The following is a 26,862-nucleotide window of genomic DNA, read 5'->3' as shown; positions in this document are numbered from 1 at the left end:
TGCTTTGAATTAATAATATAATTTATAAAGAAATTAAAAACAAAAATATGCCTAATCAGTTAATGTTTTACCCTTTTTTTATTGGCGCTACCGCAGCGCTCACGGAGTATAAAAATTTGCTTAACGATTATTTTTTTACAATGAATGCAATATCACCCTGGCTGTTAAATGTTAATGCCGCCCTGAACGAGCCCGATCTTCCGCCAGTTTACGAACAAGAGCGAGGCTATCTTTTTAAGGTATATCTGATCCAGGATTCCCTGTGGATCGTGGTGTCCTGGCCTAAAGGCAGCCGGATCGCTTTCCGCCTGGCCTATTCGCCCAATGATCAGCTGGAGATTAAAAAGGTGACCGAGAAAAATGGCCGGGTCATTCTTCAGATCGGGTCTTTGATTGGTGATTATGAGGCGACCTTCCAATTGCCGGATGAGGGCACCCCGGTTTTACATTTTACAAGTGCGCTGACCCCATCGGCATCGTTGCTGTTCCCTTACTGGCCGCGGGACATCGTGCCCCTGGGCGCAGCGGGCAGCGACATCCTGGCTGAAGGCGAGATTAAGGTCAGCCAGGTCGGCACGCGGTCCGGCCAGCTCTATTTTAGCCTGACCCGGCCAAAGGCGGGCTCCATATTATATTTGCAAAACCTAACTTCCCTGGCGGATTACAACCAGATTACCGAAACCTCGGCCGGGGACACCGTGGGCGGCGAATGGCCCGAAATCGGCTTCGCCTTACCGCCAACACTCAAAAACAAACCACTTGAAGCAGGCAAGACCTATATGTTGAGTGACGCCCTGGTTTCTTTTTCTGAAGAAGTACCGGCGGATGAATCGGCTATGGTCAGACAATACCTGAACTTGTTGGCCGATGTTTACCTGGCTTTACCCAAACCGCCTACCCATTATCAGCACTGGCCGGAAATATTGAATAAAGGCCTGACAGATCTGATGGACAGCCCCGGCTGCTGGTCGCAAGTGGACGGGCATCACTATTTTAACGCTTATGTCTGCGATTACGCCACGCCCCCGGAGATCATGGTGCAACTTGCGATCTTGCTGCCGTTGTTTGACTATGTGGAATGGAACGATTCGCAGTTGGCAGTCATGAAAAAGATCAAAGACGGCCTGCCGGCTTTTTATAACAAAGAACTTGGCACCATTATGCGCTGGCACCCCAAAGTGGCCCATAACATGCAAGGTGAAGAAGAGCACAAGAAACCCATGGTGATGGACTCCTGGTATCTTAATCACCCTTTACTCAACCTGTCCCGCCTAGCCCTGAAGGGTGATAAGACCGCAGAAAAGTTATTCCTCGATTCCCTGGACTTCGCCATCAAAGTGGCCCGTCATTTTGATTATTCCTGGCCGGTATTTTATAAAATGGATACGCTGGAGGTTGTAAAGGAGGAAACCCAGCCCGGTAAAGGCGGCGAAAAGGATGTGCCAGGCTTGTATGCCCACGTGATGCTGCAGGCCTGGGAACTGACGGGGGAAAAGAGATTTTTAGCGGAAGCTGAAAAATCAGCACAAAAACTGAAGGGGCTGGGTTTCGAACTTTTTTACCAAGCCAACAATACGGCATTTTCTTCGGGGGCCCTGTTGCGCTTATATAAGATCACTAAAAAAGAAGTTTATAAGGAGCTGAGCTACCTGTGCCTGTCCAATGTTTTCAAAAACGTCAGCTTATGGGATTGCAACTATGGTTACGGAAAAAACTTTCCGTCCTTTTTTGCGCTTTTCCCGTTAAACGATGCACCTTATACGGCTGTATATGAAGAACAGGAAGTGTTTTGCGCCTTCCACGATTATCTGCACCACGCCGAAGGGCAGGAAATCCTGCCATCTGTACGCCTGCTATTAGCAGAATATATCCGTTTCCTGGTAGAACGGGCGGTATACTATTATCCAACCATGTTACCAAAAGAGATGTTGTCGGAGGAGGTCAAGACCGGCGAGGTAGACCCAAACCTCTGGATCGCGCTGGAAGACATGCACGACGGCTGGGAAAAATCAGGCGAGGTCGGCCAGGAAGTTTATGGCGCGGGCAACGCTTTTGGTATCCTGCCGCGACACTATATGCAGGTGGAAGGAAGACCTTTTATGATCTATACCGATTACCCTACCTACGGGTTCTCCCCTAAAAAACACCGCCCTGCTAATTTCAAACTTGCCGGCGATTCCAGGCTGGCCTGCCGCCTGATGCTGGTGAAAACGGATAAAGGGAAAATGCCCGAATTCTCGGTGACATTGAACGGCAGTAAAAAAGTTGTTAAAGGAGAACAAACGAGAGAAGGACACCTGGAATTTACAGTGCCCGGCGACAGTGTAATCCATATCAGCTGGAAATCATGAAAATCGAAAAGTTTTATAACCAGGCTTACGACTGGGTGATTCGTTACGGGCCGCGCTTCCTCGTGGGGATGCTGGTCCTTTTTATTGGTTTATGGATGATCAAATTACTGTTAAGCTGGTCGCACCGCGGCATGCACCGCAAAGGGGTCGATCCGACGCTCAAACCGTTCCTGATCAGCATCCTCGGTATTGCGTTGCGCATCCTTTTGGTCTTAGGGGTCATGCAGATCATGGGCATCCAGATGACGCTGTTCACCGCATTAGTGGGTGCTTTTGGCGTGGCCGTGGGCCTGGCTTTATCGGGCACCCTGCAGAACTTTGCCAGCGGCATCCTCATCATGTTATTAAAACCTTTCGTGGTGGGCGATAATATCCTAACCAACGGTATTGAAGGCACAGTCACATCTATTCAGATCTTTTATACCCTGGTGACTACGTTTGACAACCGTTCGGTCATCCTTCCCAATAGTATGCTGTCAAATAATATGATCATCAATATTAGCCGCGAAGGCAGCCGCAGGCTGGATATTAGCTATAAGTTTAGCAACGCTGTGGATACAAAACAGGCAAAGGGCGTCATCAGTAAAACAATCGATGAGGAAGAAGCGTGTTTAAAAACACCCGAACGAAGGATCGGGGTGTCGTTGCTGGAACCCGACAGCTTTACCTTAGTTATTAATGTCTGGGTCGCTGCGCACGGTTTTGAAGACACGAGACTGATCCTGCAGGAAGCCATTTTACAGGACCTCAAGGATACGGGTGTCAAAATAGGAGGTTTACCATGAAAAAGAAAAAAAACTTTTTTGAGAGCTTTTCCAACTGGGCGACGCTGGCCACCGGCAGTTCTGCGGCGTTTTTTACCGCCATCTCAGTCATTGTGGTCTGGCTGGTCACCGGTCCCGTATTTCACTATTCGGACACCTGGCAGCTCATCATTAATACCGGCACAACCATCATTACCTTTTTAATGGTCTTCTTGATCCAGAAATCGCAAAACAAGGACTCCAAGGCCATCCATCTCAAACTGAACGAGCTGCTGGCCTCGCATGAAGGCACCAGTAACCGGATGGTTAATATTGAAGACCTAACCGAAGAAGAACTGGATCATTTATATAAATTCTATATCAAATTATCCAGCCTGGCGCAGCGGGATGCCGACCTCACCAGTACGCATTCGATTGACGCGGCGGAAGCGAATCAGAAAAGAAAATCAGGCAATCGCAAACCTGCATAAAACCTAACAAATTATGACGAGCCTTGCCGAACGATTGAAAAATTTTAATGCGAGCCTTTTGCCGGATAAGGTGCAGCTTAAATATGAGGCGATGGCAGAAAATGCCTTTGCCTTTTTTCGAGGCACCTGCCATTTATTCTACGAAGACCTGGCGGCGGCAGAGGCCTTACCACTTTCGCCGCTGGGCTGGATATGTGGTGACCTGCATATCGAGAACTTCGGCAGTTATAAAGGGGATAACAAACTGGTGTATTTTGACCTGAATGATTTTGATGAGGGGTTACTAGCCCCGGTTAGTTATGAACTGGCCCGGATGCTCGCCAGTATTTTTGTCGCCTTCGACCATTTAAAGATCGAACCCGAAAAAGCAACAAAGATGGCAGGCCTGTTTTTAAAAACCTATTCTGCTACCCTGGCTAAAGGTAAGTCCATCAGTATAGAGCCGCGTACAGCTAAAGGAATCGTTTACGATTTCCTGACTGCCGCCACAAAAAGCGGCAAAAAAGAGCTGCTCAAAAAACGCACGGTAAGCAAGAAAAAACGGATCATGCTCTCGCTGGAGGATGAACGGCACTTCAAAGTGGATAAAAAGCTGCGGGGAGAACTCAAGGCACACATCAATGAATGGATCAAAACCAGCAGCGATGGCCCCTATAATTACGAGGTCATCAGCGCGGTGTTCCGGCTGGCTGGTACTGGAAGCATCGGTGTCAAACGCTATTTGTTCCTGCTTAAAAGCACCAATACCAAGAATAAATATCTTTTACTGGATATGAAGCAGGCCCGTGCATCATCGTTATTGTCTTATATCACCGTGCAACAACTGCAATGGGAAAGCGAGGCCGCAAGGGTGATCAGTGTCCAGCAGCGGCTGCAAAACGTACCGGCAGCCTTGCTCAGCACCACCATCTTTCGCGGCGAGTCCTATATTTTACAGGAATTACAGCCAGTTAAAGACACGATCAGGTTCAAATTACTCAAAGACAGTTACCGGGATATGTATCAGGTCATTAATGATATGGCCGCGCTGACCGCGTCCGCTCAATTGCGCAGCGGCGGCATACAGGGCTCGGCGATCATCGATGAGCTGATGGCCTTTGGTTTGGACCAAGGCTGGCAGGAAACCGTGATTGCGTATGCGAAGAAATATGCCGCCAAAACCAAAAGCTATTATAAAAGTTATTTAAAAGCATACGAAGGAGGCCTCTTATGAAAACAGAAAAGATCGTTACTGCCATGATCGAATGCCCCAAAGGCTTTAACCAGAAGTTTGATTATGAACCCAAAGAAAAGCGGTTCAAGCTGAGCAAGATCCTGCCGGCCGGGCTGACCTTCCCGTTCGATTTCGGGATGATTCCCGGTACCAAAGGTGAGGACGGCGACCCGCTGGATATCATCGTGGTTTCTGAGGACGCCACTTTTCCCGGTTGTCTGATCGACTGCCGCATCATCGGCGCGCTGCAGGCGGAGCAAACCGAGCGTAATGGCGAAACTATGAGTAATGACCGTTTTATCGGCGTGTCCGATGTCTCGCAGCTATTTGCTGAAATTCAAACACTGGAACAATTGCCAGAAGCGATCCTGAATCAGCTAGAAGCCTTTTTTAAGAATTATAACGAACAGGCCGGCAAAGCATTTCAAGTGACTGCACGGTTAACCGCCCGGCAGGCTGCCAAATTATTAAGTCAATGAAAAACAAAAGAACCCAAATCATGCTGGCTATCCTTATACTACTGATAGGCATCGCCTGGGGCATCGGCCGGCAACCGGCGGCAGTGTTAAAGAAGCCCGTAGCTGTCTGCGGCAAAAAGAACTGATTTATAGACCAAAATCAATTGCTATGGAACTGTTATTAAAATTTTTTGGCGAGGGCAAGGACCTTAACGCACTTCAAATGAGCGACCGGGGTATTGTAATGTTCTTTATCGCCCTCATCCTCATTCGCATTTCAGGCCGCCGTTCTTTTGGTGTGCGTTCGCCGCTGGATAATATCATAACGATATCGCTGGGTGCTATCATGAGCCGCGCAGTCGTGGGTGCATCGGATTTTGCACCAGTGGTTGTTTGCTGTTTTGTGATCGTCCTCCTGCACCGCTTTATAGGCTGGCTGATCGCCAGCAGCAAACCTTTCGGCCGCTTTATTGAAGGCGAGAAAATACTGCTTTTTGAGGACGGAATGTTCAAAAAAGAGAACATGAAAAAGGCGCTGGTTTGCCAGGAAGACCTCATGCAGGGTGTCCGTAAATCGGCACTCACTGAAGATATGGGCAAAATTGAAAAAGTTTATATGGAACGCAACGGAGAAATCAGTGCTATCAAAAAATAAGACTTTTTGGAATAAGAATTGTACAGCATACACGTAAATAAGAATCATTTAAATCTACAATTATGCCTACAAAAACAAACAGAGGTGCGGCGGCAGCAGCTGCAAGCCGTACACCGGAAGCTGAAAGCGCTTTAAAAGAACTATTTATTGATGAAATCAAGGACATTTACTGGGCTGAAAAGCATTTGGTTGCCGCCCTGCCTAAGATGATCAAAGGAGCGACCTCGGAAGAACTGAAACAAACCATCACCACCCATCTGGAGGAAACCAAGAACCATGTGGTCCGCCTGGAAAGCGTTTTTGAATCTATTGGCGAAAAAGCCGTAGCAAAAAAATGCCTGGCTATGGAAGGCTTATTGGAGGAAGCCACCGAACTGCTATCGGATACGGATAAAGGAACCGAAGTACGCGATGTAGCGATCATCTCTGCCGCTCAAAAAGTAGAGCATTATGAGATCGCTTCATACGGTACACTGCGCACCTTAGCCGGAACTTTAGGTTACAGCGAAGCACAAAGCCTGTTCGAGGAAACCTTAGCCGAAGAAAAAAATGCCGATTCCCTGTTGACCCAGGTAGCCGAAAATTATGTAAATGAAGCCGCTGCCGCAGAAGTAGAATAAGTCCAATGCTAATTTTGAAGATCAGGGGATGCCAGGAGGTATCCCCTTTTTTAAGAAGACTGGACCGGCAGGCTGAAATAAAAAGTTGAGCCTACACCGCTTTGGCTTTCCGCCCAAATGCGCCCGTCATGTCGCCGGATGATCTCGGCGCTCAGGTACAGGCCAATGCCGAAACCGGAAATATGGTGCGTGTGACTGGATTCCACGCGGTAATAGCGGTCAAATATCTTGCCGAGGTCATCCGGTTTGATGCCCATGCCTTCGTCTTTCACGCTGACAATGAGCTCTTTTTCGTTGCTATGGCAGGCCACTTCGATGTTTCTGCCCTTAGGTGAGTATTTGATGGCATTGCTGATCAGATTGGAGATGACCGAGCCGATCTTATCGCGATCCGCGCTCACTTGTAAGGCCGCGCATTGAGCGAAGCGGATGTCGTGGGCACCGGCGGTGAGCTGCGCTTCGCTCACCATATCGCTGATCAGGCTCTCGATCTCAAAGCTCTGCTTTTCGATGTGGATCTTACCCGATTCCAACCGCGAAATATTCAGGAAGCCATTAATTATGGCGGTCATCCGTTTCACCTGGGTGGTGGATTTTTCCATCGCATTGGCGAGGAAGCCATCGGAACTGTCCTTTAACTTCAGGCTGGCCATCTGGAGCAACGCGTTCAGCGAGGTCAGCGGCGTTTTGAGTTCGTGGCTCACCATACCGATGAAATCGTTTTTCCGGATCTCGTCCAGTTTCCTTTCGGTGATATCGCGGGCAATCTTGGACAGGCCGATGATCCGGCCTTCGGGGTCCTTGATCGGCGATATGGTGAGCGATACGTCGATCAGCCGGCCATCCTTGGCCAGACGTTTGGTTTCAAAATGCTCAACGCGGTCGCCGGACTTTAAACGGGCAAGGATCTGCGGCTCTTCTTGCTGACGGTCTGCCGGGATGAGTTTATAAATGCTTTCCCCGATCATTTCATCGGCCGTGTAGCCGAACATCCGCTGCGCGGAATCGTTCCAGCTGGTAATGACGCTCTCAAGGGTTTTACTAATGATGGCATCATCCGAAGTTTCAATGATGGCGGCGAGCTTGGCGCTTTTTTCCTCAGCCAGTTTCATTTCGTTGATGTCCAGCACCGTGCCGACAAAGCGGGTTGCCTGGTTGTTATCAAAATAAACAATACCCTGGGCCCTGATCCAGCGGGTCTCCTGGTTGCCGAAACGGAGGATGCGGTAATTGAGGTCATATTTCCCGCCGCCCTGCGGATCGAGGCTGCGTGTGATCGTCTTTTGCACGCGGTCGCGATCTTCCGGGTGAATATGCTCAGAAAAAGTTTTAAAGTTGGGCTGCTCGCCTTCGGGGATGCCGTAAATATCCCGGCATTCGCGAGACCAGTATAATTCGCCCGTCGTCGGCTGGTACTCCCAGGTACCCAGGTTGGTGGCTTCAATCGCCATTCGTAAGCGCGACTCGCTCGCAGCCAGTTTCTGGTTGGTATCTTCCAGGCGCTGTTGCACGGTCATCAATGCTTCGTTAGTCGCGGCGAGTTCTTCATTGGAAGCATACAGCTCCTCATTGACTGATTGTTGCTCGTTGTAGCTTTCCTTCAACAGTTCGCGCGCCTTCACTTTTTCGGTGACATCCTCGCAGGCGACTATGATGCCCGCGGTATGGCCGGCCGCATCAAACATCGGGTCGTAATAAAAACTAACATACTTTAATACCCGCCCTTCAGACGATTCGAGATAGAACCGCTCTTCTTCCCCGGCATAGGCAATGCCGGTATCAAAAACCTGGTCTAGCAGTGCCGGGAAAGACTGGCCTTCCAGTTCAGGCAGTACCTGCATCAGTTTCTTACCGGTGATCTCCGCCAGTTCCTTTTGCCAGAGCATGGCAATTTGCTGGTTGACGAGTTCGATCTTCCATTCCCGGCCGGTCAGGATCATCAGGCCGTAGTGCGAGGTCATGACCAGGCTGCGCAGCTGCCGTTCCCGTTCCAGGATGGCTTTTTTTGTCGTCACGGTCTCCGTGACTTCGATGACAAAAACAACGATGCCATCCGCCTCGCCGCTTTCACCCTGCCTGGCCTGGTAGATAAAATTAAAATAACGATCTTCTACCGGCCCATCGGGTGTCCGCGCGAGCGGGACCAGCAGTTCGTTGCCTTCAAAGGTTTTGCCGGTTTGGTAAACCTCCTGCAAATGATCCCAGATGGGCGTGCCTTTGATTTCCGGGAGTGCTTCGAGCAGGGGTTTGCCGAGGAGATCCCGGCCGGGAAAGAGTTGCTGGTACAGCGGGTTGACCAGTTCGTACACGAGCTCGCTGCCGCTCACGATGCAGATACCCGCGGGCGCCTGCATAAAAAATTCTCGCAGCCGGTCGCGCTCGCGTTGCAGCGCAGCTTTAGCAGTTGCGACCTTTTCGCGCTCATTGACCTGGTGGGTATTTTCCAGTACCCAGACGGCGACTTTGCGGACCTTGCCGCCCTTATCTTTGACCGGCGCGTAAACAAAAGTAACAAAGACTTTTTCTTCGCGGCCATGCCGGATCAGCAGGAGCGGTACTTCATTGGCATAAAAAGGTTCACCAGTGGCTACAACGCCAGCCAGCGCCGCTTCGTAGTAAGCTTTTGCTTCGGCAAAAGGTTTCCAGTACCAGTGGCCGATGATCGCCTCCCGCGGCTTGCCGGCGACTTCCTGAAATTTATCGTTCAGTATTTCGGCGATCAGGGTGTCCGCATTTAAAATACAGATGCCGATAGGCGCCGTGAGCACGGTGTCGCGCAGGTCTTCTTCGTTAATTAATTGCATGATATACCGCCCGGATAGAAATAGTCCAGTAAGGTTAACGAACACAGGCGCGAATTGTTTAGGTGGCAATGTCGCTGATTGCCGTTATTCCATCTGGATGGTGCTGGGTCAGGCAGGTATGACGTGGAATTAAACGCGTCACCTGAGCTGAAAAATTGACATTTCGGCTAAAAAAATTTCATTTAAACACTGAAAATTTTTCAGCATTTCCAAGCTGGCACAGGGCTTGTACAATTGTTATAAAGTTTAATTAATTATTGTTCGTTCATTTTTTAAATTAACATTTAAAGGAGAAAAAGGCCATGACCTTAGTTAAATTCAACAACAACCGTAACAACGCATTATTGCCAGGCATTAATGACGTTTTTGATTCCATCTTCAACGATACTTTTTTTAACGACCGCATGATGGCCCGCGTCCCTGCGGTGAACATCAGCGAAAGCGAAAATTACTACCATGTGGAACTTGCAGCTCCGGGGCTAAAGAAAGAGGATTTTAAATTGAGCCTGGAACGCCATGTGCTGACCATTTCCGTAGAGCAGTCCGCAGACCAGCAGGAAACCCAAAGGGATTACAGCAAACGCGAATACAGGTTCAACTCCTTCGTGCGTTCCTTTACGCTGCCTGAAAGCGCCGATGCCGGCCAGATCGAAGCTACCTATACCGATGGCGTGCTGTGTATCGATATCGCCAAACGTGAAGAAGCGAAAGCGGTGCGCAGGCAGATCGAGATCAAATAAGTTAGTTTTTTTTAAAGGCTCCTGCAGGCAGGGGCCTTTAATTTTTTATGCCACTATGAAAACACAATTCTATATTTTGTTGAGCCTGAAAACCCCGCACGGCTTCGTGGATTACGGGCAATGTTTCTTTGGCAATGACCGTGCAGCCGCTTATGACCTGTTCGGCCAGCTGAAAGGTGATGAAACGCTTCGTGACACCGCTTTGCTGCATATCGACCTGATGGAAACCGTTGATGAGCTGCCGGTACGGATCAAAAGCATTTGCTGTACGCTGGACGAGTTGGGTATCAACTGTAAGCTCATCGCGCGCGAGATCTTCCGCTTGAAAAACCTGGAGGAGATGGCCTGACTGGAAGAAGTATTACCGGCGCAAGCGATCCGGATTATAGGCTACCAGGTATTGGTAAACCGGCGGCACGGCAAAACGGTCCGCTACAACGGGCCTTTCTTTGATGGCCTGTTTCAGTTGTGTTTTTACCAGCCGAAAGGCAGCGTTTAACAATTCTGGCAGCATAGTCGTTGCCACGGTCGGGTGATACTGTTTTTCAATCGCCTTTTTCTCGGCCATGGTGGCCAGGCTGACTTCCCAGCGTTCGTCTGGTTTAAAGCCGTTCTCTAAAGCCGCGTTGCCCAGGTCATAGATGTATTCCCTGGCTTTATATTGTGGGGTTTGCTTATCGTTACTCATTTTATTTTTTTTTGTTAATAGATACGTCGTCTTTCGACACGGTTTTCTTGCCGGCCTGGTAATCGGATGTGACCTTTTTACCTTCGGTGGCCGGCGCTTTTTTGACATTTTTACTGCCTTTATCTTTACTCATGTTATTGTCTTATAGATTAATATGCTTTTCTTAATTTGATAATGCGCAGCCAGTGCATGATTTTCATCACCGGGTAAACCGGGTCGATCTCAAACCAGCGCTTACCAAAGTTGGCGCTGTTGGGATGCTTGTGGTGGTTGTTCTGGAACAGTTCACCCAGCATCAAAAAGTCAAATGGGGTCGTGTTTTTGGATTTATCCTTATTATCAAAATTGGTATAACCGTATTTATGGCCGCACCAGTTGACAATCGCGCCGTGGATCGGCCCCATCATAAAGTGGATTGGCAGCAATAGGAACAACCACCAGTAAGGCGCGAAAAAGATATAGAAAGTGGTATAGGCTGCGCCGAATACTAATCTTGATAACAGGGATGAGCCCATCCGGTCTATCAGTGGCCATTCAGGGTAATGTCCCGGGAATTGCGCTTCAGGATCTTTGGTATGTTTGACATAATCACCGAAAGTGATGATTGTCGCCTTCATCATCTGGTAAACGTCCACAAAGAAATGTGGCGAATGCGGATCCTGTTCGGTATCGCTGTAGGCATGGTGCGCGCGGTGCATCAAAGCATAGGCACGCGGGTTTAAAAATGAAGCGCCTTCAAACAGGTAGGCCAGCAGGTAAAATACCCGTTCCCAAAACTTATTGGTGGTAAACATGCGGTGCGATGCATAGCGATGCTGGAAAAAGGTCTGAAAGAACAGCGACAAGAACCAGTGCGCGATAAAAAAGATGAATATGATCAGCATAAAATAATTTAATAGCATTAAAAATTACAGGCATGGCTTTTCCATGACTGGTAGCAGGTATAGTAAACAGAGAAAGTAAATGGTTCACTGTTGGCCTGTATGGTGGGGTGTCGGGCCAGAAAGCAGGTACTTGATATCCCGAAGGACTATAATTAAAACAGCGGATCTGGTTATTTATTGTGAGATCAGCATGAGGTTTAAACAAAAAAGCACCAGCCAGTAAAGGCTGATGCTTTACGATAAATTCAATTTTATGTATTAAATAACTTTTACATTGATCGCGTTAAGGCCTTTTTTGCCTTCTTCTACATCGTACTCCACCCGGTCATTTTCACGGATTTCATCGATGAGTCCTGATGCGTGAACAAAAATATCGCTTCTGTCCTCGCTTTGTGAAATGAATCCAAAACCTTTTTGGTCATTGAAAAATTTCACGGTTCCTTCTTTTTGCATTGTATTTATTTTAATAAGTACACAAGGTAAGCAATTTAATTGGCCTATTTTTCTTTAGGATTTAATATATTAACAATGTGTTAAATCCATGACATGCTTGAAGGTGGCACGTTCTATTATTGGCGAGCGCTGGAAAGCACGTGTCCCGCAAACAAAGGTTTACTAGCGCGGCCAAACAATCGCCGTTGTCGGCTGTTCACTATTGATGAAAGGAAAGACAGTCCTGCTGCCATTAACGATACATTACCTGGGGCGCACTTACACGACAAAAGCGCTGAAGTGCACCTATAGCCGGGGAAATGTATTGTATAAAGTGGCACTCCCCTCGGTCATCGCACTGATCAGCCAATGCTGGTTCGCGCGGGAGGGCTTGTCATTGACGCCGGTGATGGGCCAGTGTATAGCACCTGCGCTGCTGGCCGCTATCCGGACGGCGCTTCAGGCATTGGACAACCCGAGACTGAAATCCCCGAAAGGCAAGCCGCAAACGCGGTTAAACTATGCCTGAAAACATTTAAGCCTGATGATGGTTATTAAAGTATGGAATGCCTGAATTAGCCCTCCCTTTATCTCCCCTTTTTGGTGAAGCTATTTTTTTTAATCCTGCTAAAAAACTATCTTTATTCAACCGTAGTTTTGACTACCGCAAAATGAAACCTATGAAAATGCCGGAAGATACCCAATGGATGACTGCTGATCCACAAGTTTTTTGGGGCGAGATCGCACCGACCGATCACGTTGTCCAGATCTATGAAAACGATGACGCTTTTTTAAATTTGCTACTGGGCTTTGTCAGCAGCGGCTTAAACGCGGATGAATGTGTCGTGGTGATCGCTACGACTGTTCATTTGACCGCTTTAACCGAGCGCCTGAACCGGGAAGGCTATGATGTAGCCGTGCTGAGTGCCGACAAGCAACTGATCCGCCTGGATGCCGAGGAAACGCTGGCTAAATTTATGGTAAACGGCTGGCCGGATGCGCAGCTGTTCCAGCAAACCGTTTCGCGTATCATTAAACGGGATAATAACAAAAACCGCCGGGTGCGCGCTTTTGGCGAAATGGTTGCCTTATTATGGGTGCAGGGCCAAAGCGCCGCCACGATCCACCTGGAAAACCTATGGAACCGCTTTTGCGAAACGGAAGCCTTCTGTCTTTTTTGCGCTTATCCCAAAACCGGATTTACGCAGGACATCCAGGCTTCGTTAGATACTATCTGTTGTGCGCATTCGAAAATGATCTCTGGGGAACACCGCTCAAGGACAAAGGTTTTTTATAAAACTGCCCATCAGCAAGCCAGCTAAACTGGTAGCCCCAGGGGTATTTCGAAATGAAATACGGAACCCTTTTCCTGTTGGCTTTCCACCCATAACCTGCCTTGGTGGCGGTTGATGATCTCCCGGCTGATAAATAGGCCGATGCCCAGCCCTGAAATGTGGGCGGCCATATCTTCGACCCGGTAAAACCTGGAAAATACGTGCTCCAGTTGCTCCGCGGCGATACCCATCCCGAAGTCCTGAACACTCAACACAGCCTTGCCCTGGATCTTAGACAGAGACACGTTAACCTGGTCGGCAACCGGCGAGTATTTGATGGCATTGGAAAGCAGGTTGATGATAACCTGTTCGAGCCGCTGCCTGTCCGCTGTTACCATTAAAACGTCCAGGTCGCTTTGAAAAACGATCCGGTGGGACTTGGTGCCATATTGCTGCAATTCAATAACTTCCTGCACTAAAAATTTCAAGTCAAACGCCGTAGGGCTGAGCGGCAATTGCCCGGTTTCGATCTTGGAAACATCAAGCAGATCCGAAATCAGCCCGGACAATTTCCTGACCTGGTGGATCGCCCGGTCAATAAATGGTTTATTGACATCCCCTTCCGACAGCCGTCTGCTGATAATCTGTAAATAGCCGGTCAGGCTGGTTACGGGCGTTTTTAATTCATGGCTGGCCAGCCCGATAAATTCGTCTTTTTTGGAGTTCAGCTTTTGAACCTCTTCGTACAGTTTCGCATTATCCAGTGCTATGCCGGCCTGGATCGCCACAGCGGCGACCAGGTTCTCATGTTCGAGCGTAAATTTCGCGGGTTCCGGGTGGCCGTAAAATAATCCGCCGATCACCGCGCCTGATTTGGAGATCACCGGCACCGCCAGGTAGCTAACCACCGGCAGATGGCCTTTGGGCACGCCGTAATGCGGATGGTTTTTTCCGTACCGCGGGTCCTTGGTAATATCATCCATCCGCACAATTTCGTCCCCGCTGAAGGTAGGGTGAAAAACGGCCGTGTTCCGTGGCATGCCAAACTGTTCAAACGCTTCCCGGGGTGCACCGGATAAGGTGAAAAGCATATACGATTCTCCGTGTTCATCCAGCTTGTTATAAAAAAACGCGCCAAAGGCTGCACCCGTTACCTGGGTGGTCACGTCCGTTACCTGCTGTAAAATGGCTTCGATATCAAGGCTTTCAGAAATGACTTTACCGATCGTATTCCTGATCTCGAGGTTTTCGGTATAGCGTTGCAGTTTCTCTTCGTAGGTCTTTTGTTTGGAGATGTCCAGTACGATCTTGGAAGCGCCGATAACCCTTCCCCGGGCATCATGTATGGGCGATATCGTCAGGGATACCGGTATTTCTACGCCGGTTTTCGTAAGCCTGTAAGTTTCATAATGTTCGACTTTTTCGCCGTTGCAGATTTTACCGAGGATCTCTACTTCCTCCTCCAGGCGGTCTTCCGGGAATAGCAGGAGTACCGGTTTACCGATGATTTCTTCCGCCATATAACCAAACAAATGTTCAGCTGCTTTATTCCAGCTGGTAATGATACCGTCGAGGGTCTTGCTGACGATCGCCACTTCCGAAGACTCAATGATGGAGGCCCACCTGGTCTTTTCTCCATCGCTGCTTTTCTGTTCGGTCAGGTCGATCAACGTATTGGAAGCGCCGGTCATGATTCCCTTGCCGTCAAATACAGGCGTTGGAAAAACCCGCACCGGCACTTGCTGTCCGTCCGGCCGCTGCACAATAATTTCTTCGCCTGCGATGGCGATGCCGGTCTTTAGCGTGCGGGCCATAGGGCAGTCATCTAACGAAATAGGCGTACCATCGATCGAAAATATTTTCCAGGAGCCGCACCACAGGTCGCGGCCAATTTGGGGCGCGCGGCCCCAGAGCTTTACGGCCGCCTGGTTATAGGAAGTAATATAGCCCACGTGGTCGCATGTGTAAATCGCTACCGGCAAATTGTCAAATATTTCACCGGGCGGTTGATAGTGACCTTCCGGCCGACTTCCCCCTGACTTGGTAATATTACCTTTAAGCATAATAAATTGTGCTGATATATAGTAGCTGTTAAACAGTAATTACTCCGGATTTGTTGTCATCAAATATGATATAAATTTGTAATAATAAACGGGGTGGAGCGGAGAAAATAATCAGTGCGGCCGTATGTCGATTCATTTCCGCGCCAATTCAACATCCGTAAAATATTGTGTCGTGATGATCCCTACCATGATATAATGCTTTTTTTGGCTGATAATTGACTGAATGTGCTTGACGAAAAGATATGCGCGAATACTTTAGGCCCGCCTGCTCCATCACGGAAGCCATCCATTGCCTACTCAATTCACTGCATCCTACCAGTTCCCCTGCACGTAGGTATTGTCGTTAACGATGCGGTCACACCCGTTGTAATTTTAAAAGGTTGATGCTGACTACATCGTACATTCATAACCATTTGTATATTTGCGGCAGCTATGGCAAAATTATTCATTGTCGGTTTTCCGAAAGACATGCAGGAGGTTGAACTGGTCGAAATGTTCAGTGCGCATGGAATTGTTAATACCGTAACTATCGTCACTGACCAAAACACCGGCAGTAGTAAAGGCTACGGTTTTATCACGATGACTGACGAGGCCGGTGCCCAGAGGGCGATTGCGGCATTCGATGGCGTCAGCATCGACAGCCGGACGATTAGTGTCCGCTTCGCGGAGGATAAAAACGTAAAACCAGTGACTAACAGCCCTGCTCCACGCCGCCCTGATCACCGGAACGCTGCACCAAAAGCCAAACGGCCAAGGCGTCCATTATAAATACGTCTATGAAAAGACCGATGCCCTTTGACTTCTTGCTGGACTATTTACCGGCTGGTGTGGTGATCAAGCTTGCTATCGGCATGTATTATATTTACTGGGAGAAAAAGATCGTATTGATCTTTCGTAAGGTTAATAAAAACATTCATCATAACGGCGTTTGGCTATCAACAAGGCGAGAACATCACACCAGTCTCAAAGCTGATCTACCGGCCATCACCGATTTTGTATTTAACGAAGAAGAAGTATTCGATACCGCCTGGCTGCTGCTTAGCGATAACCATGAAGATTTTGAAACCTCGGCCATCCAAATCTGCGAACTCATCTCGCATCGGGACAAAAGAATCGGAAAGGAAACGCCGAAAGCCGCTGAACTTACACGTTAAGGTATTATCGATGAATTCGCGGGTCATCCTGCGTCCCGGTAAAATGGTAATAGCCTAGTGGCTATCCTGTGTCGTCTTCGAAAAGGTTTCCCTGTTGAAGCCCGGGCGTTACTTCTTCAAAGGGATATTTACCCTTGATATGCCGGTTAAACCAAATGCCCTTGACCATCGTGGAGCGCATTTCCTTGAAAACTTTTTCAGGTACTTGCCGGTAATGATAAACCTTTCCCGAATGGTAGCGAATCGTCAGCGTTTCCGTGGCGACATCATAATCATATGCGGCGATGATGGCTGAGGGCATAACTCAATCCTTTATTTTCGCGGCTTTTTCCTTAGCAAAATGCAGTCGCGCCTGTTTCAGGCCGGTAGCAATGGCCTCACCTTCGTTGCCGGTTGTTTTCAAGACTTCGTTCGCAATCTCAACCGCCTTATCCCGTATCTTCTTAGGTTGGTTCTTATAAGATGGCGGGTAATCTCCGTTATACCAGGGCATAAAACCTCCTTTTGGGTATAACAATGCGGGTTAAGAAATGTTTAACCGGATTACAGCGGCCGGCGGGGACGTTTGGGTTTCGGCGCTTCGGTACGGTTTTCGCGGCGCGGCGGAGCGGGCTGGCTTCGTTGTTGGGGATGCGGGCTGGCGGCTGGTTTTGCTGTCGCTTTTTCTTCGGCCAGCCTGACACTGATCGTGCGGTCGTCAATCGTTATCCCATCTATCGCCTGGATCGCCCTCTGGGCACCGGCCTCATCGGTCATGGTGATGAAGCCGTAACCTTTACTACCGCCGGTGTTCTGGTCAGTGACGATCGTTACGGTATTGACAATTCCATGCGCACTGAACATTTCGACCAGTTCGATCTCCTGCATGTCCTTGGGTATCCCAACAATAAAAAGCTTTGCCATACTGCAAATATAAGGATCATTCATTTAAAGGCATATCCAAAAATATTTTCAAAAAAAACTTGACGTTTATGAAATAGTTAGTAAGCTTGCACTTACGGTAAGTTAATACTTACCATTAAGTTTACGATTATGAGTACAAGCGAACATGCCTTTAACGCCTTGGGCGACCCGACCCGCCGGGCGATCTTCGAAAAATTACATGACCGGCCTTTGGCGGTGGTGGCTATCGCGGATGGACTGCCCATCAGCCGTCCCGCCGTATCGCAGCATTTAAAAGTACTGAAAGAAGCCAAACTGATCTCGCTGAAAACAGAAGGCAATAAAAATATTTATGAACTAAATAGGGAGGGGATTTTAGCGATGCGGGACTACCTGGATAAATTCTGGGATGATGCGCTGGCCAATTTTAAAGCGCTGTCTGAAGCGGCCGAAAATGACAAAAAACAATAACCTTATAAAATTATATGCAAACCATCAATTTAACTTCAATCAAAAAAGAACTTACGGTACAGGCTACGCAGCAGACCGCCTTTGAAGTATTCACTAACAAAATGGACCTCTGGTGGCCACGGAGCCACCATATCGGCACTTCGGATATGACCGAAGTTGTGGTAGAACCTTATGTGAACGGACGCTGGTATACCAAACATACCGATGGGAGTGAAGCCAATGTCGGTTATGTGCTCACCTATCAGCCTTATGACCTGTTCGTACTGGCCTGGCAGATCAATGGGGACTTTAAGTGCGACCCTGACCTGATTACTGAAGTTGTGGTAGAGTTTATTCCGGAAGGACCAAATACCACCCGCGTGAAATTTGAGCACAAGGACCTGCAAAAATTGGGTAATGGCAAAACGGTGGAAAGTATGGATCAGGGCTGGGGCACCATGATGGAACTCTACAAAAAACAATTTGACCAATAAAAATGGACATTGACAGTCCTCATTAAAACAGTTAAATTTATTACCTACTAATTTTCAATCATCAAATTATGGCACATGCAATCAACTGGTTTGAAATTCCAGCCAAAAATTTAGCGCGGGCGAAAACCTTTTATGAAGCGGTACTGGGCATCGAAATGATCACGCCTTTTCCCGATATGAAATACGCGATGTTCCCGGCGGACATGCAGAACGGCGAGATCGGCGGCGGTATTTCGGAAGAGGAAGGTTTTGAACCGTCACAGCAAGGCGCATTAATCTACCTGAACGGCGGCGAGGACCTGGACACTCCCTTGGGCAAAGTGGAAGCTGCCGGCGGCAAGATCATTATGCCGAAGACATCTCTTGGGCCGAACGGTTTTATGGGGCGTTTTATCGACACCGAGGGCAACCGGGTTGCTTTCCATTCGATGAGTTGATCAGTGAAAAAGGTAAAGGCAGACCAATAAGGCCTGCTTTTACCCTTTCGACTTAAATGGTATTTTTATTTTAATTGTTTTTCAATGGTTTTAATATGTTCCAAATGCATTTTTAAGATGGGGAGCACCTGTTGCGCCCAGACACGTACGGCAGGGTCCTTGCCTGTGGTGGCATAGTTCCCGAACATTTGTACCGTATTGCCGTGGCCTGCGGACATGGCATGGACATAGGCGGAATCGAAGTTAGCCGCGCCGGCCAATAGCCGGTCGGGCTTAATCCCGCCGGTCGCGGCGGGCGGTAAACTAATCCCCCGCCTTTTTGCTAATGCAAGCAGTTGTTGTTCCGACTGCCCGTGATCCTGGATCATCATTTGCGCGAAGGCACGGACCTCCGGTTGTTTCGCTTTTTGCAGCGCTTGTTCACCCGCGCTAACTTCCTGTAAGTTTTTGATACTCGCCACAATCAAAAAATGTTTGGCCGTCGTATCCGGGTCGGGCTGGGGAATCTGTGCTTTGACAGCAAGTCTGCCAAAGCATAACAGAAATAGGAATGTTATTTTTTTCATCACTGTCAGATTAAGGTTGTCCTACACCACCTGATGAACCATAAACCTGTCCGCTGGCGAAACTGGCATCGGCAGCTGCTAACTGTACATAAATAGAAGCCAGCTCCGCGGGTTGGCCCGGCCTGCCCAGCATGGTCCAGCTGCCAAACATTTGCTGTTTTTCCGGCTGCGCGCCGCCGCTGATCTGCAAAGCCGTCCAGATCGGCCCCGGTGCTACGCCGTTCACCCGGATGCCTTTCGGGCCTAATTGTTTAGCCAGCGATTTTACATAATTCATAGTAGCGGCCTTGGTTTGTGCATAGGCGTACAGATCCGGTGAAGGATCATATGCCTGCTCGGAAGTGGTACCGATGATGGCCGAACCCGGCGGCAGGTGCGGCAAGGCTTCACGGATAATAAAGAACGGCGCATAAATATTGGTTTTCATCGTAGCGTCAAACTCCTCGGTGGTAACATCCATGATGGAATTGATAGATTGCTGCCTGCCTGCATTATTAACAATAATATCCAGTCCGCCCAAACCGCTGATCGCTTTCTGCACCAGTTCCTTACAAAAAGCTTCACTGCGCAGGTCGCCCGGTATGGCAATGCCTTTGCGGCCTTCTTTCCTGATCAGGGCGATTACCTCCTGGGCGTCCTGTTCTTCGCTCGGGTAATAATTGATCGCGACATCGGCCCCCTCGCGGGCATAGGCGATAGCGGCTGCACGTCCCATGCCGGAATCGCCGCCGGTGATCAATGCTTTTCTTCCCGTTAAACGGCCTGAGCCTTTATAACTGGTTTCCCCGCAATCAGGCACCGGGTCCATTTTACTTTGCAAACCTGGCCAGGGCTGGGGCTGGCTTTTAAAAGGCGGTTTCGGGTGAATTTTAGTCGGGTCGCTGATCTTTGCAGCGCCCGCGTCTAACGGTTTTTCCATGGTAGTTCCTCCTAATACTGGCGATACCGCAACGGCCGCCAACGTGGTTCCTAAGCCGGCGACTACCTGCCGCCGGGTCATTTTATGTTCTTCGTTCATTGCTTATATTATTTAGGCTGTTTTTTGTTGATTGGACATAGGAATATGTTTTAATGATTAGTTTTCAATCTTTATTGGCTCTTTGTTTTCGGTTGGTTTTTGCTGCTCCCAGGGTTTCAGTACCACCTTCACGCAATCATCTTTTTTCTTGTCGAAGATCTCGTAACCATGGGTCACTTCGCTAAGGGGCAGGGTATGGCTGATGATATCATCCAGCACCACTTTTTCTGTTTTCACCAGCTCGATCAGGTGGTCGATATAATTCAATACCGGCGCCTGGCCCATTTTGAGCGTAATGCCTTTATCAAATACCCGGTGCAGCGGGAAATTATCATAAGTCGAGCCGTAGACACCCATAATGGACACCGTACCCATCCGGCGCACGGCCTTAAAGGCCATATCCAGTACTTTCATACTGCCTACTTCGAAATTGAATAGCGCTTTCGCTTTATCGAGAATATCCCGTTCCGGCTCAAAGCCTACCGCATCTACGCAAACGTCGGCACCACGGCCACCTGTCATCGCACGGATAGCTTCCACCACATCTACTTCATGCGGGTTCAGTGTTTCCACTTTGTTGACTGCTTTCGCTTTTTCCAGGCGATAGTTCAGCGGGTCTATCGCGATCACGCGGCTCGCACCATTGATCCAGGCGGCTTTCTGCGCCATGAGGCCAACAGGGCCGGAACCAAAAATGGCAACTACCTCGCCACCCTTCAGTTGCGCCCAATCAATAGCCGACCAGCCGGTTGGAAATATGTCGGTCAAAAATAGCACCTGCTCGTCCGTCATGTTATCCGGCACCACCCGCGGGCTGATATCCGCATAGGGCACCCGAACATATTCCGCCTGCCCGCCGGAATAACCGCCGTACAGATCTGTATAACCAAAAAGCGCAGCACCCTTTTGGTCAGTCATATCGCCGTCCGGGCCATAATGTTTATAATTGGAATTCTCACAGCTTGGTGAAGCGCCGTGTGTACAAAAGAAACAATGCCCGCAGGCAATCGGGAAAGGCACCACCACGCGGTCGCCTTTTTTTAATTTGGTCACCTCCTTGCCCACTTCTTCGACAATGCCCATAAACTCATGGCCCATCACCATCGGTTTGGGTTGCGGTACGCCGCCACTGAGGATGTGCAGATCGGAACCGCAAATAGCGGTGGAGGTAACTTTTAAGATGACATCCGTGTCCTGCTCGATACGCGGGTCTTCGACGGTATCATAGCGGATATCGCCGGGTTTATGGAATACTGCTGCTTTCATAAGTAGAATTTAGTTTTTAATGTCTTTAATTAACTGGAGAGAAATTATATTGTTTAATTAATTATAAAATATTCAAAAACAGTACGGTTATCGGTTTGTAGTAGGTATATGGCAACCGGAAAAGATCAAATTATCGCGCGTGACGGAGTACATGAAAGCCCGTGGCAGAGCGGATTAACACCAATAAAAACCAACTCAACCGCTGATCCGCGAACCGTCTATGATGTACTGATCATAGGCGGTGGGATTACCGGCATGACCTCCGCGCTGATGCTACAAAATGCCGGAAAAAAATGTTTACTGATCGAAGCAGAAACCATTGGCTTTGGCACCACCGCCGGCACAAGTGCCCATATCAATACCTTCGCTGATACAACCTACACCGAAGCGCAAAGCGCGTTTGGCAAGGAGGGCGCGCAATTATTTGCTGATGCGGTCAATGAGGGCTTTGCCATTATCAAAGAAAATATCAAAACGTATAAAATAGCCTGCGACTTCGCCATCAAAAAAAGTTATGTCTACGCTGAAACTGAGGGCCAGGTGAAACAACTCGAAGATCTTTGCAAAGGAATGCGCGAGGTGGGTTTGGATTGTACTTATACGGATGAGGTGCCTATACCGGTACCGCATCAGATGGGTGTCGTGATGGAGAACCAGGCACAGTTCCATCCGCTGAGATATCTGCAAGGCCTGCAAAAAGGCTACGGCAAGGCCGGCGGGCAGGTGCTGGAACATACACGTATCGATTCGGTCAAAATTGAAAATAAAATACATTTGGCTAAATCGGGCGACCAAACTTTCAAAGCCTTAAAAGTCATTTACGCTACCCACGTACCGCCAGGTATTACCATTTTTAGTTTCCGCTGTGCGCCCTACCGGAGTTATGTATTGGGCGTGAAGTTAAAAGATGAGAATTATCCCCACGCGCTGATCTATGATTTGCAGGAGCCTTACCACTATTTCAGGACACATATTATAGACGGTCAAAAATATCTGCTGGTCGGCGGTAATGATCATAAAACGGGCCATGACGACCCGGAAAAAGCTTTTGCCAGCCTGGAAAGATACGTGCGCAAATATTATAAAGTAGCTTCGGTTGATTACAGGTGGTCTTCCCAATATTATATCCCGGTGGACGGGTTGCCCTATATAGGGCATATTGACGGGATCTATTGCGCCACAGGTTTTAACGGCAATGGCATGATGCTGGGCAGCATTTCCGCTAAAATTTTATCTGATCTTATTTTGGATAAAAAGACAAAATACGAAAAAGTGTTCAGCCCGTCCCGTATCAAACCCATCGATGGGTTTGCCGAGTTTGTAAAGGAGAACGCAGATGTGGCTTACCATTTTGTAGCCGACCGGTTTAAGGTGCATGAAACCGATTCGGTGAAAAGGCTCAGCCCCGGTACGGGTAAGGTAGTCGAAGTGGATGGTGAAAAAGTCGCTGCTTATAAAGATGAGAGCGGCCAATTACATAGCCTGAACCCGGTGTGCACGCACGCAGGTTGTATCGTCAACTGGAACGGCGAAGAAAAAAGCTGGGACTGTCCCTGCCACGGCGCACGGTTTGATATTGACGGTAAAGTCCTGGCCGGGCCTGCAACCCGTGGACTGGAACAAATTAAAGCGAAATCTCATGAATAAAGCAGCGAATACCTTACTTTCGGCAACCGCCGGGACAACGATGATGACCCTGTTCAGTTACCTGGTTTCAATGGCAGCGGATAAGAATTTCAGCGAACCGGAGCATCTGGGCACGATGATCCACCGGATGATGCCTGGAAATTCTAAACGGGCGACGCAACTGGCCGGGTGGGGTGCCCATTACGCGGTAGGATGGCTATTTGTATTGGTGTACCGGGAATTATGGAAAACGGGGAAGATCAAAAAGACCGTTGCCAATGGTTTCATCCTCGGGGCTTTGAGCGGCACACTGGCTGTACTGGTCTGGAAAGCAACGCTGAAAGCACATCCTGCGCCGCCCTGGATAGATTTTACCAATTACTATATCCAGCTGGTGCCGGCTCATATTGTTTTCGCGGTTTGCGCGACCTTGACCTCACGCCTGCTGGACGAAGGTATTTAAGGTCGCCAGGTTCTGTACCGCATTGCCCATTGTGTTGTTAAAATAAACAAAGGCGGTTTTACCTTCTTTCTGCCATTTCCGGATAGTAACTGTATTCCTGTAACACATCTTCTGAATAAGTACCGCGGTATTTACCGCCGGGACCATGAAAACGCAGGTAGACCAGGTCGCTCCTCACATTGTCCAGTGTGTAGCGGAAGCCGGGATATCCTGGATCACCGAAACGTTATGGCTTTCCGCAAATTCGAGCAGGAATTCGTTATACCATGAACTATGCCGAATTCCATCGTCAGCGGCCAGGTCCGGTCCGCCTCCCGGATGCAGCCGATCATTAATGTTTTGGCGGCCGGCTGTCGATCCATTCCCTGGCCAGTTCGATATCTGTGAAATATTGCGTCGTGATAATACCCGCCATGATGTCAATGCTTTTTTTTGCTGAAAGCTGGCTGAAGGTGCTGGGTGAAAAAAGATGCGCGAAATACTTTAACCCGGCTTTTTCCATCATGGGGAACCATTCATTGCCCACCCATTCCACCGCGTCCGACCAATTGCCCTGAACGTTGGTATTATCATTTACGATTCGGTCGCAGCGCGTGTTGGTCAAATAATCCAGCATCAACAGGCAACCATGTTTAACCGATTCCATATCCTGGAATCCCGTCCAGTCCACCTCCATACGGCCAAATTCTTTTATATAATTGATCGTAATTTTACTGTCCTGGTAATTCGTTTCTGTTTGGATGACTGGCGCAAGCGCTGCATTTGCGGCCAAAGGCAGCCGGAAATAGAAAGTCGAACTTTTACCCAATTCACTCTCGATCCAGAAACTGCCCTGGTGGCGCTTTAATATTTCCGAAGAAATAAACAGGCCCAGGCCTAAGCCCTCAAACCGCATGGCTGTATTATCCACCCGGTAATACCGGTCGAACAGTTTATCCAGGTTTTCCGGCGCGATCCCGATCCCAAAGTCCTGTACAGAAACGATAATGCCATTATCCTCCAGTTTACCGTTCACAATGATTGTCGTCCCGTCTGGCGAATACTTAGCCGCATTAGTCAGGAAATTATTCATCACCTGCTCCAGCCGTAGCCGGTCGCCAGTGAAAGTGACGTCCGGAGCGCTTTCCAAAATAAGTTCATGGGTCGCATTATACTGCATATTGGCAATACTGTCCCGGAGCAACTGGCTGAACAGGAACGGTTCCATCGCATAATTCATCTTCCCCGCGTTGATCTTCGTCACATCCAACAGGTCATTGATCAGTCTTTCCAACCGGTAAATATGCTCAGCGGATTTGTCGATAAAACCAGTAAGGCGCTCCTCATCTTTCGTCCGCTTCATCAATTGGTTAAATGCCTTGATGCTGGTCAGCGGTGTTTTCAGTTCATGGCTGGCGATAGACAGGAACTCATCCTTTCGCTGCTCGTTTTGCTTTTGCTCATGTATATCCGTGCTCGTGCCTACCCATAACTGGATCTTACCGTCAGCGCCTTTGTGTGCTGAATACCGCGATAGATGCCAGCGGTACTCACCGTCACGCCGGCGGAGGCGTTGTTCAACGACCATCTCTTCCCCACGCCTTATGGCTTCAGGCCAGGCTACTGCCGCTATGGCGCGATCTTCCGGATGCAAAATATCCCAGATATGTTCCCTTAACTTTTCAAAATCGGAAACGCCCGTATAATCATACCAGCCCTGATTATAATAGGTTGCATGGCCTTCCGGATCTGAGGTCCATATCTTATGAGGTATGGCATCGGCCAGGAAGCGGAACAGTTCACCGCTTTCCTTTAAGGCCAATTCGGCAGCCTTGCGCTCAGTCACATCGATGATTACCCCGGTGAAGACCGAAGGTTTACCCCCGGCATTGTGTTCGGTTTGCCCGCGCGCAAAAAACCAGCGCGTCGCCCCATTTACGATCACCCGGTATTCGGTCTCGTACTGGTCGCCCAGGCGGATGGCGTCCTTTCGCTGCTGATCGATCAATGTGCGGTCATCGGGATGTACTTTGCTGCTCAGGTCGGCCTGCTTGCAGCCGTTGGGCGGGTAGTCCACGCCGAACATTCGGGATAGGTTCTCATCGGGGAATAGGATATCGTTCTCAATATCAAACTTCCATGTACCAACCAGCCCTGAAGACAGCGCCGATTGCAACTGCGCCTGTGTTTTTTCCAGTTGTTCGTTCAGCCGCGCGTTTTCCAGCGCCAGCCCGATATGATTGGCCAGGTTCTGCGCGAAACGCAGGTCGGCGGCGTCATAATAATGCCCGGTCTCGGAAGACACAAAGCTGATGACACCACTAATAATTTCTTTGGTATAGATCGCCACAGTAATGACCGATTGCAGGTTCATCCGTAAAATAGCTGCTAACTGAACAGGGTCTGTGATCGAAGCCCGTACCATTTGTTCTGTAATTACCGGGATCAAACTGGGTTCGCCGGTCTTGACTACCCTGGCCGTGCCGCTATCACTAGCCAGGTCAATCGGATAAATGTCGCGGTATTCCCTGGCCCAGCTGATCATATCAGGGTCTTCATGCGCCAGCACCAGTTCTTCAAACTGGCCATCTTTGATCAGGTCGATGCTGAACCAGGTCGCAAACTTAGGTACGATCAGGCCAGAGATCCTGGCCAGCGCCCCCTTTGTATCTCTTGCCCGCGATAATTCCGCTGTCGCAGTATTGAGATAAGCCAGCAGGTCTTCCTTTTTTTTAAGTACACTGATATTGCGTATAAACCAATAGGTCAGGCTCACTTGTGCCTCATCGGTGAACACTGTGGAGCTGATCAACACATCGGTCGCCTCACCACTTGTATCAAGTACCATAAACTCATCGTCAGCAAGAACCGGCTTTACCGGGCCCTTAAAGAAGTGTTCCACCGCCTGACCCTTGTAATCCGTCACTGGAAAAAACTCCCTGATAGCTTTAGGATTGGCGTAAACGATCCGCCCGTCCTTATCCATGGCGATCACCCCGTTGGCGCTGTGATCATGGACCCGCTGAAAATCATCGTGGCTTAACATGGTTTATTAACGATAAAATAGCAAGGCTGCGTCAGTGATACTTGCCGAAGGCCTCATAAATGATG

Annotated in this window: 32 protein-coding genes; 19 read left to right on the top strand and 13 right to left on the bottom strand. The window is 48.9% G+C overall.

Annotated features, from left to right (window positions below; translation table 11 throughout):
- Positions 1–47 precede the first annotated feature (47 nt).
- From JWQ34_RS16965 to JWQ34_RS16930, 8 genes are all read left to right on the top strand, one after another.
- Complete coding sequence (locus tag JWQ34_RS16965) at positions 48–2,351, top strand: hypothetical protein (RefSeq protein WP_299359241.1); 2,304 nt, start codon at positions 48–50, stop codon at positions 2,349–2,351.
- On the top strand, positions 2,348–3,136 hold the full coding sequence (locus JWQ34_RS16960) for a mechanosensitive ion channel family protein (protein WP_299359239.1): 789 nt from the start codon (positions 2,348–2,350) through the stop codon (positions 3,134–3,136). Before JWQ34_RS16965 ends, JWQ34_RS16960 begins: the two co-directional genes overlap by 4 nt.
- Positions 3,133–3,585: a low affinity iron permease family protein gene (locus tag JWQ34_RS16955; RefSeq protein ID WP_299359237.1), complete on the top strand. Its 453-nt coding sequence runs from the start codon at positions 3,133–3,135 to the stop codon at positions 3,583–3,585. The genes JWQ34_RS16960 and JWQ34_RS16955 overlap by 4 nt, the downstream gene beginning before the upstream one ends.
- Before the next feature lie 13 nt (positions 3,586–3,598).
- Positions 3,599–4,798, top strand: coding sequence for a DUF2252 family protein (locus tag JWQ34_RS16950; protein ID WP_299359233.1), 1,200 nt, complete (start codon positions 3,599–3,601; stop codon positions 4,796–4,798).
- Positions 4,795–5,277 (top strand): inorganic diphosphatase, encoded by a 483-nt coding sequence (locus tag JWQ34_RS16945; RefSeq protein WP_299359231.1) that lies wholly within the window; start codon positions 4,795–4,797, stop codon positions 5,275–5,277. Before JWQ34_RS16950 ends, JWQ34_RS16945 begins: the two co-directional genes overlap by 4 nt.
- Entirely contained in the window at positions 5,274–5,402 is a 129-nt protein-coding gene (locus tag JWQ34_RS16940) for a hypothetical protein (protein ID WP_299359229.1), read from the top strand. The genes JWQ34_RS16945 and JWQ34_RS16940 overlap by 4 nt, the downstream gene beginning before the upstream one ends.
- Before the next feature lie 23 nt (positions 5,403–5,425).
- Positions 5,426–5,911 carry a DUF421 domain-containing protein gene (locus JWQ34_RS16935; protein ID WP_299359228.1) on the top strand — a complete coding sequence of 162 codons (486 nt, stop codon included), beginning with the start codon at positions 5,426–5,428 and terminating at the stop codon, positions 5,909–5,911.
- Positions 5,912–5,973: 62 nt separating this feature from the next.
- Positions 5,974–6,531: a ferritin-like domain-containing protein gene (locus JWQ34_RS16930; RefSeq protein WP_299359227.1), complete on the top strand. Its 558-nt coding sequence runs from the start codon at positions 5,974–5,976 to the stop codon at positions 6,529–6,531.
- A gap of 50 nt (positions 6,532–6,581) precedes the next feature.
- On the opposite strand, the gene JWQ34_RS16925 is transcribed toward JWQ34_RS16930, so the two are convergent.
- The gene (locus JWQ34_RS16925) at positions 6,582–9,335 is read right to left on the bottom strand and encodes a PAS domain S-box protein (RefSeq protein ID WP_299359226.1); all 2,754 of its coding nucleotides are present in this window, start codon (positions 9,333–9,335) and stop codon (positions 6,582–6,584) included.
- A 302-nt stretch (positions 9,336–9,637) separates the two neighbouring features.
- On the opposite strand from JWQ34_RS16925, the gene JWQ34_RS16920 reads away from it, so the two are divergent.
- Together JWQ34_RS16920 and JWQ34_RS16915 are read left to right on the top strand one after the other, a co-directional pair.
- On the top strand, positions 9,638–10,075 hold the full coding sequence (locus JWQ34_RS16920; protein ID WP_299359225.1) for an Hsp20/alpha crystallin family protein: 438 nt from the start codon (positions 9,638–9,640) through the stop codon (positions 10,073–10,075).
- 55 nt (positions 10,076–10,130) lie between these two features.
- Entirely contained in the window at positions 10,131–10,424 is a 294-nt protein-coding gene (locus tag JWQ34_RS16915) for a hypothetical protein (RefSeq protein WP_299359224.1), read from the top strand.
- Between the two features lie 12 nt (positions 10,425–10,436).
- Here the strand turns inward: JWQ34_RS16915 and JWQ34_RS16910 are convergent, their stop codons facing one another.
- The 4 genes from JWQ34_RS16910 to JWQ34_RS16895 form a co-directional block, all read right to left on the bottom strand.
- Positions 10,437–10,763 (bottom strand): hypothetical protein, encoded by a 327-nt coding sequence (locus tag JWQ34_RS16910; RefSeq protein ID WP_299359223.1) that lies wholly within the window; start codon positions 10,761–10,763, stop codon positions 10,437–10,439.
- A 1-nt stretch (position 10,764) separates the two neighbouring features.
- Positions 10,765–10,896 carry a hypothetical protein gene (locus JWQ34_RS16905; protein ID WP_299359222.1) on the bottom strand — a complete coding sequence of 44 codons (132 nt, stop codon included), beginning with the start codon at positions 10,894–10,896 and terminating at the stop codon, positions 10,765–10,767.
- A 16-nt stretch (positions 10,897–10,912) separates the two neighbouring features.
- Positions 10,913–11,644, bottom strand: coding sequence for an acyl-CoA desaturase (locus JWQ34_RS16900; RefSeq protein WP_299359398.1), 732 nt, complete (start codon positions 11,642–11,644; stop codon positions 10,913–10,915).
- Positions 11,645–11,905: 261 nt separating this feature from the next.
- Positions 11,906–12,100 (bottom strand): cold-shock protein, encoded by a 195-nt coding sequence (locus JWQ34_RS16895; RefSeq protein WP_299359221.1) that lies wholly within the window; start codon positions 12,098–12,100, stop codon positions 11,906–11,908.
- Positions 12,101–12,448: 348 nt separating this feature from the next.
- Here JWQ34_RS16895 and JWQ34_RS16890 point away from each other — a divergent pair, with 348 nt between their 5' ends.
- Together JWQ34_RS16890 and JWQ34_RS16885 are read left to right on the top strand one after the other, a co-directional pair.
- Entirely contained in the window at positions 12,449–12,637 is a 189-nt protein-coding gene (locus JWQ34_RS16890; RefSeq protein ID WP_299359220.1) for a hypothetical protein, read from the top strand.
- Between the two features lie 113 nt (positions 12,638–12,750).
- On the top strand, positions 12,751–13,401 hold the full coding sequence (locus JWQ34_RS16885) for an MEDS domain-containing protein (RefSeq protein ID WP_299359219.1): 651 nt from the start codon (positions 12,751–12,753) through the stop codon (positions 13,399–13,401).
- Here the strand turns inward: JWQ34_RS16885 and JWQ34_RS16880 are convergent.
- Positions 13,398–15,416: a PAS domain S-box protein gene (locus JWQ34_RS16880; RefSeq protein ID WP_299359218.1), complete on the bottom strand. Its 2,019-nt coding sequence runs from the start codon at positions 15,414–15,416 to the stop codon at positions 13,398–13,400. The genes JWQ34_RS16885 and JWQ34_RS16880 overlap by 4 nt on opposite strands.
- A 432-nt stretch (positions 15,417–15,848) precedes the next feature.
- Between JWQ34_RS16880 and JWQ34_RS16875 the strand changes: the two genes are divergently transcribed.
- Both JWQ34_RS16875 and JWQ34_RS16870 read left to right on the top strand, forming a co-directional pair.
- Positions 15,849–16,184, top strand: a complete 336-nt coding sequence (locus JWQ34_RS16875; RefSeq protein WP_299359217.1) for an RNA-binding protein — start codon at positions 15,849–15,851, stop codon at positions 16,182–16,184.
- Between the two features lie 8 nt (positions 16,185–16,192).
- Complete coding sequence (locus JWQ34_RS16870; RefSeq protein ID WP_299359216.1) at positions 16,193–16,570, top strand: hypothetical protein; 378 nt, start codon at positions 16,193–16,195, stop codon at positions 16,568–16,570.
- A gap of 61 nt (positions 16,571–16,631) precedes the next feature.
- Here JWQ34_RS16870 and JWQ34_RS16865 read toward each other — a convergent pair whose 3' ends face one another.
- From JWQ34_RS16865 to JWQ34_RS16855, 3 genes are read right to left on the bottom strand one after another with little or no spacing between them, the layout of a single operon-like run.
- The gene (locus JWQ34_RS16865) at positions 16,632–16,871 is read right to left on the bottom strand and encodes a KTSC domain-containing protein (protein ID WP_299359214.1); all 240 of its coding nucleotides are present in this window, start codon (positions 16,869–16,871) and stop codon (positions 16,632–16,634) included.
- A gap of 3 nt (positions 16,872–16,874) precedes the next feature.
- Complete coding sequence (locus tag JWQ34_RS16860; protein WP_299359212.1) at positions 16,875–17,063, bottom strand: hypothetical protein; 189 nt, start codon at positions 17,061–17,063, stop codon at positions 16,875–16,877.
- Positions 17,064–17,113: 50 nt separating this feature from the next.
- Positions 17,114–17,473: a hypothetical protein gene (locus tag JWQ34_RS16855; RefSeq protein WP_299359210.1), complete on the bottom strand. Its 360-nt coding sequence runs from the start codon at positions 17,471–17,473 to the stop codon at positions 17,114–17,116.
- Between the two features lie 129 nt (positions 17,474–17,602).
- On the opposite strand from JWQ34_RS16855, the gene JWQ34_RS16850 reads away from it, so the two are divergent.
- The 3 genes from JWQ34_RS16850 (at position 17,603) to JWQ34_RS16840 (ending at position 18,833) form a co-directional block, all read left to right on the top strand.
- Entirely contained in the window at positions 17,603–17,923 is a 321-nt protein-coding gene (locus JWQ34_RS16850) for a helix-turn-helix transcriptional regulator (RefSeq protein ID WP_299359208.1), read from the top strand.
- 101 nt (positions 17,924–18,024) lie between these two features.
- Positions 18,025–18,396: a hypothetical protein gene (locus JWQ34_RS16845; RefSeq protein ID WP_299359206.1), complete on the top strand. Its 372-nt coding sequence runs from the start codon at positions 18,025–18,027 to the stop codon at positions 18,394–18,396.
- Positions 18,397–18,464: 68 nt separating this feature from the next.
- Positions 18,465–18,833, top strand: coding sequence for a VOC family protein (locus tag JWQ34_RS16840; protein WP_299359204.1), 369 nt, complete (start codon positions 18,465–18,467; stop codon positions 18,831–18,833).
- 65 nt (positions 18,834–18,898) lie between these two features.
- Here the strand turns inward: JWQ34_RS16840 and JWQ34_RS16835 are convergent, their stop codons facing one another.
- The 3 genes from JWQ34_RS16835 to JWQ34_RS16825 are packed head-to-tail and all read right to left on the bottom strand — an operon-like array spanning position 18,899 to position 21,683.
- Positions 18,899–19,399, bottom strand: a complete 501-nt coding sequence (locus JWQ34_RS16835) for a DUF4142 domain-containing protein (protein WP_299359202.1) — start codon at positions 19,397–19,399, stop codon at positions 18,899–18,901.
- Positions 19,400–19,409: 10 nt separating this feature from the next.
- Entirely contained in the window at positions 19,410–20,417 is a 1,008-nt protein-coding gene (locus JWQ34_RS16830; protein ID WP_299359201.1) for an SDR family oxidoreductase, read from the bottom strand.
- 57 nt (positions 20,418–20,474) lie between these two features.
- Positions 20,475–21,683: a zinc-dependent alcohol dehydrogenase gene (locus tag JWQ34_RS16825; protein WP_299359199.1), complete on the bottom strand. Its 1,209-nt coding sequence runs from the start codon at positions 21,681–21,683 to the stop codon at positions 20,475–20,477.
- 108 nt (positions 21,684–21,791) lie between these two features.
- On the opposite strand from JWQ34_RS16825, the gene JWQ34_RS16820 reads away from it, so the two are divergent.
- Both JWQ34_RS16820 and JWQ34_RS16815 read left to right on the top strand, forming a co-directional pair.
- Complete coding sequence (locus tag JWQ34_RS16820) at positions 21,792–23,330, top strand: FAD-dependent oxidoreductase (RefSeq protein WP_299359197.1); 1,539 nt, start codon at positions 21,792–21,794, stop codon at positions 23,328–23,330.
- On the top strand, positions 23,323–23,772 hold the full coding sequence (locus JWQ34_RS16815; RefSeq protein WP_299359195.1) for a hypothetical protein: 450 nt from the start codon (positions 23,323–23,325) through the stop codon (positions 23,770–23,772). The genes JWQ34_RS16820 and JWQ34_RS16815 overlap by 8 nt, the downstream gene beginning before the upstream one ends.
- A 331-nt stretch (positions 23,773–24,103) precedes the next feature.
- On the opposite strand, the gene JWQ34_RS16810 is transcribed toward JWQ34_RS16815, so the two are convergent.
- Entirely contained in the window at positions 24,104–26,797 is a 2,694-nt protein-coding gene (locus tag JWQ34_RS16810) for a PAS domain-containing protein (RefSeq protein WP_299359193.1), read from the bottom strand.
- Between the last annotated feature and the right edge of the window lie 65 nt (positions 26,798–26,862).

Source organism: Mucilaginibacter sp. (assembly GCF_028288185.1).
Taxonomy (GTDB): domain Bacteria; phylum Bacteroidota; class Bacteroidia; order Sphingobacteriales; family Sphingobacteriaceae; genus Mucilaginibacter.
The sequence above is the reverse complement of the archived record's forward strand: the minus strand, read 5'-3'. Positions and strand labels throughout refer to the sequence as shown.

What these genes read in the sequence shown, in the direction of transcription:
- JWQ34_RS16860 (WP_299359212.1), bottom strand. Translation starts at nt 17,063, where the DNA reads ATGCCCTGGTATAACGGAGATTACCCGCCATCTTATAAGAACCAACCT.
- JWQ34_RS16920 (WP_299359225.1), top strand. Translation starts at nt 9,638, where the DNA reads ATGACCTTAGTTAAATTCAACAACAACCGTAACAACGCATTATTGCCA.
- JWQ34_RS16895 (WP_299359221.1), bottom strand. Translation starts at nt 12,100, where the DNA reads ATGCAAAAAGAAGGAACCGTGAAATTTTTCAATGACCAAAAAGGTTTT.
- JWQ34_RS16915 (WP_299359224.1), top strand. Translation starts at nt 10,131, where the DNA reads ATGAAAACACAATTCTATATTTTGTTGAGCCTGAAAACCCCGCACGGC.
- JWQ34_RS16830 (WP_299359201.1), bottom strand. Translation starts at nt 20,417, where the DNA reads ATGAACGAAGAACATAAAATGACCCGGCGGCAGGTAGTCGCCGGCTTA.
- JWQ34_RS16815 (WP_299359195.1), top strand. Translation starts at nt 23,323, where the DNA reads ATGAATAAAGCAGCGAATACCTTACTTTCGGCAACCGCCGGGACAACG.
- JWQ34_RS16875 (WP_299359217.1), top strand. Translation starts at nt 15,849, where the DNA reads ATGGCAAAATTATTCATTGTCGGTTTTCCGAAAGACATGCAGGAGGTT.
- JWQ34_RS16885 (WP_299359219.1), top strand. Translation starts at nt 12,751, where the DNA reads ATGAAACCTATGAAAATGCCGGAAGATACCCAATGGATGACTGCTGAT.
- JWQ34_RS16835 (WP_299359202.1), bottom strand. Translation starts at nt 19,399, where the DNA reads ATGAAAAAAATAACATTCCTATTTCTGTTATGCTTTGGCAGACTTGCT.
- JWQ34_RS16955 (WP_299359237.1), top strand. Translation starts at nt 3,133, where the DNA reads ATGAAAAAGAAAAAAAACTTTTTTGAGAGCTTTTCCAACTGGGCGACG.
- JWQ34_RS16965 (WP_299359241.1), top strand. Translation starts at nt 48, where the DNA reads ATGCCTAATCAGTTAATGTTTTACCCTTTTTTTATTGGCGCTACCGCA.
- JWQ34_RS16870 (WP_299359216.1), top strand. Translation starts at nt 16,193, where the DNA reads ATGAAAAGACCGATGCCCTTTGACTTCTTGCTGGACTATTTACCGGCT.
- JWQ34_RS16855 (WP_299359210.1), bottom strand. Translation starts at nt 17,473, where the DNA reads ATGGCAAAGCTTTTTATTGTTGGGATACCCAAGGACATGCAGGAGATC.
- JWQ34_RS16825 (WP_299359199.1), bottom strand. Translation starts at nt 21,683, where the DNA reads ATGAAAGCAGCAGTATTCCATAAACCCGGCGATATCCGCTATGATACC.
- JWQ34_RS16810 (WP_299359193.1), bottom strand. Translation starts at nt 26,797, where the DNA reads ATGTTAAGCCACGATGATTTTCAGCGGGTCCATGATCACAGCGCCAAC.
- JWQ34_RS16945 (WP_299359231.1), top strand. Translation starts at nt 4,795, where the DNA reads ATGAAAACAGAAAAGATCGTTACTGCCATGATCGAATGCCCCAAAGGC.
- JWQ34_RS16910 (WP_299359223.1), bottom strand. Translation starts at nt 10,763, where the DNA reads ATGAGTAACGATAAGCAAACCCCACAATATAAAGCCAGGGAATACATC.
- JWQ34_RS16840 (WP_299359204.1), top strand. Translation starts at nt 18,465, where the DNA reads ATGGCACATGCAATCAACTGGTTTGAAATTCCAGCCAAAAATTTAGCG.
- JWQ34_RS16925 (WP_299359226.1), bottom strand. Translation starts at nt 9,335, where the DNA reads ATGCAATTAATTAACGAAGAAGACCTGCGCGACACCGTGCTCACGGCG.
- JWQ34_RS16850 (WP_299359208.1), top strand. Translation starts at nt 17,603, where the DNA reads ATGAGTACAAGCGAACATGCCTTTAACGCCTTGGGCGACCCGACCCGC.
- JWQ34_RS16890 (WP_299359220.1), top strand. Translation starts at nt 12,449, where the DNA reads ATGCTGGTTCGCGCGGGAGGGCTTGTCATTGACGCCGGTGATGGGCCA.
- JWQ34_RS16940 (WP_299359229.1), top strand. Translation starts at nt 5,274, where the DNA reads ATGAAAAACAAAAGAACCCAAATCATGCTGGCTATCCTTATACTACTG.
- JWQ34_RS16865 (WP_299359214.1), bottom strand. Translation starts at nt 16,871, where the DNA reads ATGCCCTCAGCCATCATCGCCGCATATGATTATGATGTCGCCACGGAA.
- JWQ34_RS16960 (WP_299359239.1), top strand. Translation starts at nt 2,348, where the DNA reads ATGAAAATCGAAAAGTTTTATAACCAGGCTTACGACTGGGTGATTCGT.
- JWQ34_RS16820 (WP_299359197.1), top strand. Translation starts at nt 21,792, where the DNA reads ATGGCAACCGGAAAAGATCAAATTATCGCGCGTGACGGAGTACATGAA.
- JWQ34_RS16935 (WP_299359228.1), top strand. Translation starts at nt 5,426, where the DNA reads ATGGAACTGTTATTAAAATTTTTTGGCGAGGGCAAGGACCTTAACGCA.
- JWQ34_RS16950 (WP_299359233.1), top strand. Translation starts at nt 3,599, where the DNA reads ATGACGAGCCTTGCCGAACGATTGAAAAATTTTAATGCGAGCCTTTTG.
- JWQ34_RS16880 (WP_299359218.1), bottom strand. Translation starts at nt 15,416, where the DNA reads ATGCTTAAAGGTAATATTACCAAGTCAGGGGGAAGTCGGCCGGAAGGT.
- JWQ34_RS16845 (WP_299359206.1), top strand. Translation starts at nt 18,025, where the DNA reads ATGGACCTCTGGTGGCCACGGAGCCACCATATCGGCACTTCGGATATG.
- JWQ34_RS16905 (WP_299359222.1), bottom strand. Translation starts at nt 10,896, where the DNA reads ATGAGTAAAGATAAAGGCAGTAAAAATGTCAAAAAAGCGCCGGCCACC.
- JWQ34_RS16930 (WP_299359227.1), top strand. Translation starts at nt 5,974, where the DNA reads ATGCCTACAAAAACAAACAGAGGTGCGGCGGCAGCAGCTGCAAGCCGT.